1 protein-coding gene is annotated in these 525 nt (G+C 65.1%); it reads right to left on the bottom strand.

Translation table 11 applies throughout. The features are described from left to right. Positions 1-68 precede the first annotated feature (68 nt). The coding region (locus CWO91_RS42425; RefSeq protein WP_208753158.1) for a transposase at positions 69-525 on the bottom strand (457 nt) is incomplete at its 5' end.

Below are 525 nucleotides of genomic sequence, written 5' to 3'. Positions count from 1 at the left end.
GGATCGTGTCCCGTTGCGTGGTGTAGCTGGCGGCGGGTCACCGCGTTCACCGGCAGGAGCCGGGCAGATCAGCTGGCGATAGCCGGAAGGCTGATGGTTGGATCATCGCTCAATGGCGCGATAGTTTCCAGAGTCATGTAACGGGCGCGTTGGACAGCCCATTCATCGTTCTGCTCGAGCAGGATCGCGCCGATGAGGCGGACGATGGCATCTTCGTTCGGGAAGATGCCGACCACCTCGGTGCGCCGCTTGATCTCGCCGTTAAGGCGCTCGATCGGGTTGGTGGAGTGCAGCTTGGTCCGGTGCTGCGGTGGGAAGGTCATATAGGCCAGCACGTCGGTCTCGGCCTCGTCCAGGAAGCCCGCAAGCTTGGGCAGCTTCGGGCGGAGCTGGTCGGCGACCTTGCGCCATTGCGCCTTGGCTGCCTCCGCATCGTCCTGGGCAAACGCGGTGGCGATGAAGGCGGAGACGACGCGCCGCCCGCTCTTGCCGGCATGCGCCAGCGCGTTGCGCATGAAGTGCACG

Origin of the sequence: Bradyrhizobium genosp. SA-3, assembly GCF_004212635.1 — a bacterium.
GTDB lineage: Bacteria > Pseudomonadota > Alphaproteobacteria > Rhizobiales > Xanthobacteraceae > Bradyrhizobium.
The sequence above is the reverse complement of the archived record's forward strand: the minus strand, read 5'-3'. Positions and strand labels throughout refer to the sequence as shown.